Origin of the sequence: Halobacillus sp. (assembly GCF_049282395.1) — a bacterium.
Lineage (GTDB): Bacteria > Bacillota > Bacilli > Bacillales > Halobacillaceae > Halobacillus.
This window is the reverse complement of sequence record NZ_JBAPTY010000136.1, coordinates 1-3481: the sequence shown is the minus strand read 5'-3', so window position 1 is coordinate 3481 and position 3481 is coordinate 1. Positions and strand designations below refer to the sequence as shown.

Here is a 3481-nt window from a genome sequence, read left to right as displayed (position 1 = left end):
AACTGCCCGAATTGCGGCTCCCGCCACGACCGCGATCTAAATGCGAGTTTCAATATATTGAAGGAAATTAAAAGAATCCTTCCAACCGTCGGTGCGACGGGGCTAGCCTAATCATTTGAACGAACCGTTAGGTTCGTGCTCTTAGGAATCCCCCAACTTCAAGGAGCGTCAGCGAGTAAGTGGGGGGTAGTTCAATAAAAGAGCATCAGAGAAACGGTTTAGGGAAACGACTGATAGAGCCAATTATTCAGGAATTAAACAAGATGAATATTCATTCTATGCTTGTCTTCGTATTGGCAGATAACGATTCCCGGTTCTTCTATGAAAAAATAGGAGCGGAGAAAATAGATACTAAGGAGATTGAAGTGTCTGGTAAAATGCTGGGTGAAGTGGTATATGGATGGAAGGACATTAGAGATCTATTAAAGTATATTACGAAATATTAAACGTTTGGAGTGGTCAGATATCATTAAGGTATCAGGTTGCGATTTAAAAGGAAACATGGCATGGAGCGTGGTGAGGGGGGTATGAGTGAAAAGACACTAAGTAAAATTAGAGGTTTTCTCCTCAATGTTTTATTTATGATCATAGCTTTTATGATGTCCTACATCATGGCCTATCAGATTGGTTATGCGCCTCTGGGATATGAAATCATTGAGAAGAAAGAAGAAACCGTTCTCGTGCAGTCTCATAATTTGTTGGGGTTAAAAGAAGAGAAGATCAACTTTCATCCACCTGACTATAAGGAATGGCATATCGATATGCTGGTAGACCGGGTAGGGTATCTGAAGCAGGATTACCTCTTATTTTTCGCATCGATCTTTGCCGTGCCTCTTTTGATCATCAAGGAGTTATACCGAGGAAAACAAAAGAGGATCGTTTTGTTCGCTGTATTGTTTCTTATGATTTTCCCCACAATAACGTTGATGTCAAGCTTGAATGATATAGAGAGTATTTTAGCAGGCACTTATTAATGGGGAATATTTAAATAGTAAAAATTCTACCTTGATCATTCAGCTGATCAAGGTTTTTTATTGTCGTCTTGTTAATATTAGCGATGAATGGTTGTGTACCTCGATGGTTTGTTTATAATGATAGGAGAAGATGTCTGAAAATTTATACCGTGTACGGTACGGCTGCGTTATCTTCTGGACCAAAAATCTATTATAGGTAAGGACGTGATCTTATGTTGAGATGTTCCTGGTGCATGAAGAAAATTAAAGAAAATGATCCCGTGTTTGGGTTAAGTGTTAAATTTGCTGAAGGTGTAGATTATTCAGATCAGGAAGGGTCCATAACTCAATTATGGTTAGAGACTCGGAATACCAGTGTTCCTATGATTGTAACGACCGCAGACTCTGAAGCTAAAAATGATGGATCCGACGCGATGTTTGCTCTCTGCAGTGAAAAGTGCGGCAAGAAAATGAAAGAGACACTAAATAAAGAAACGACAACCATTAAGGAATTTAAAGATATCTACATGGGATAAAGGAAATTTAACAGCCTTACTATTTTAATGATTTTTCTTTTGCACGCTGAGAAGGAATTTGACTTTGATGATTGAGCTGCCACATTTGCGGAATCGTAACGAATTGGTACCCATGCCTTTTTAATAGGGGAATCAGCTCATCGAGAGCTTCTACCGTGCCACTTAAATCCTGCGTCCAGTGGCCCGCATTATGCATCAGAATGATTGCACCGGGGTGGACATTTTGAATAACTTGCCGAGTAATGGCTTGGTCGCCCGGCCCCTTCCAATCTTCCGTATCAATAGACCAGCCTATCCCCTTATATCCCAAAAAACCGAGGTTCAATATCTGCTGCTCGTTTAAAGCGCCATAGGGAGCTCTAAACCATTGGGTGGTTTGTCCGGTAGCTTGATATATTTGATTATTCGTCTGATTAATTTCCCATTCCATTTGATGAATGTCAGCTTCAGCCAAATTCGGGTGCCAGTACGTATGATTCCCAATCGCGTGTCCATCGTCCACTATACGTCTAGTCACATCAGGGTACTTGGCTACACGTGATCCCATTAAAAAAAACGTGGCTTTCACCTGGTGTTTGTGTAATATATCTAATATCTCAGGTGTGTACTGCTGGTCTGGACCATCATCAAATGTAAGAGCTATTATTTTATCCTGGATCTGCCCCTGATAAAGCATATGGTTTGGGAATTCGGTTTGGAAAGGGTAATAATCGGCACTCGACGCAACTGGGGAAAAACTCGAGAAGAAAATGATGATTACACCTGATAAAATGAAAAATCGGTCTAACATAAGCAACCCTTCCTTTCGTACACTTTACCTGATTTAGTACGTTCCTTTACATATCCCGGCGCTGCGTTTAAAAAAGGGTAGAGCGCAAGGCTTACCCAGCAAAAAAGATGAAACCAAAAGGCACGTTAATTCGTGCAGGTCAGGTCCTTTTTTATTATGATGATCTTTTTCAAATTTATGCCAGGCAGGGTGTAAAGAAGTTCTGGTGTAGAATTAAATTGGAACAGAACCAAATTGAAAAAAGGCGAAACTACTGATAACATGAAGAAAAACCGAACTTAAAATGAGGGAAAAGTCATGCCAAGAGAATCAAAACGGCATAAAATTTTGGAAGCAGCTGCTTTAATCGTTAAAGAGAAAGGCAATGATGCTTTAACCTTAGATGCTGTAGCTAAGCGTGCCGAAGTCAGTAAAGGCGGTCTTCTGTACCATTTTTCCACGAAGGAATCACTGGTGGAAGGACTCGTTCAGCACATGAATAACATTTACCAGCAAAACGTGGAAGAACTGGTCGATAAAGAAGCTGTAGAGGAAGGCAAGTGGGCCAGGTCTTTTATTAATGTCATGCACGATAAAAGTGTGCAGAATGAAACCATTAGTGCCGGCATGCTGGCAGCGCAGGGAATGAATCCTAAGCTTTTAAAGCCGCTGCAGGATACATATGCGGACTGGCAGAATCATATTGAGCACGATGGATTGGATCAGGTGGATGCCACCATCCTTCGCCTTGCCGTTGATGGGCTGTGGCTGTCTGAAATCTTCGGTCTTGGTCAGCTGAATCCGAGTCTGAGGAAAAAAGTGCTGGAGCGATTGACCCAACAAACCTATCCCAATGAATAAAGAAAGTCATCAGATCCTTAAGGAACTGATGACTTTTTATTTGTCTAATTATAAATTTTATTAAGAAATTACCTCTGTTAAAGTTCGTGTTGTTATTAAAGTTAAGCTCCCTTTTGTTGAAGACTCAGTTTCGAGATAGTTGGGGGTCCGTTGCAAGCAATAGATGAGGGCGGCTACAGAAACAACTCGCTTTCCTGCGGGGAACTGGCAAGCCTCCTCAGTCGTTAACACTCCCTGTGGGGTCTCGCCTAGCTCCTTCTCCCGCGGGAGTCTCGTCGTTTCCTCCGCCGCCCCAGCCATTTCATGTGAACGGACCCTGGCTGGGAACCCTATCTTAAATGCTTCTATATCGCCGTTTGTAC

General features: G+C 41.8%; 7 protein-coding genes. 5 read left to right on the top strand and 2 right to left on the bottom strand.

Going from position 1 to position 3481, the window contains the following annotated elements; genetic code table 11:
* The 4 genes from WAM07_RS06385 to WAM07_RS06370 all read left to right on the top strand — a co-directional run.
* The coding region (locus WAM07_RS06385) for a zinc ribbon domain-containing protein (protein ID WP_422165709.1) at window positions 1–111 on the top strand (111 nt) is incomplete at its 5' end.
* A 68-nt stretch (window positions 112–179) separates the two neighbouring features.
* Window positions 180–446 (top strand): GNAT family N-acetyltransferase, encoded by a 267-nt coding sequence (locus tag WAM07_RS06380; protein ID WP_422165708.1) that lies wholly within the window; start codon window positions 180–182, stop codon window positions 444–446.
* Window positions 447–527: 81 nt separating this feature from the next.
* The gene (locus WAM07_RS06375; RefSeq protein ID WP_422165707.1) at window positions 528–974 is read left to right on the top strand and encodes a hypothetical protein; all 447 of its coding nucleotides are present in this window, start codon (window positions 528–530) and stop codon (window positions 972–974) included.
* Between the two features lie 233 nt (window positions 975–1207).
* Entirely contained in the window at window positions 1208–1489 is a 282-nt protein-coding gene (locus WAM07_RS06370) for a hypothetical protein (RefSeq protein WP_422165706.1), read from the top strand.
* A gap of 19 nt (window positions 1490–1508) precedes the next feature.
* On the opposite strand, the gene WAM07_RS06365 is transcribed toward WAM07_RS06370, so the two are convergent.
* Window positions 1509–2279 carry a polysaccharide deacetylase family protein gene (locus WAM07_RS06365; protein WP_422165705.1) on the bottom strand — a complete coding sequence of 257 codons (771 nt, stop codon included), beginning with the start codon at window positions 2277–2279 and terminating at the stop codon, window positions 1509–1511.
* Window positions 2280–2576: 297 nt separating this feature from the next.
* Here WAM07_RS06365 and WAM07_RS06360 point away from each other — a divergent pair, with 297 nt between their 5' ends.
* A complete protein-coding gene (locus tag WAM07_RS06360) occupies window positions 2577–3119 on the top strand; it encodes a TetR/AcrR family transcriptional regulator (protein WP_422165704.1) in 543 nt (180 codons plus the stop codon).
* A gap of 60 nt (window positions 3120–3179) precedes the next feature.
* On the opposite strand, the gene WAM07_RS06355 is transcribed toward WAM07_RS06360, so the two are convergent.
* Window positions 3180–3481 (bottom strand): hypothetical protein (locus WAM07_RS06355; RefSeq protein ID WP_422165703.1); only part of this gene is annotated, 302 nt, incomplete at its 5' end.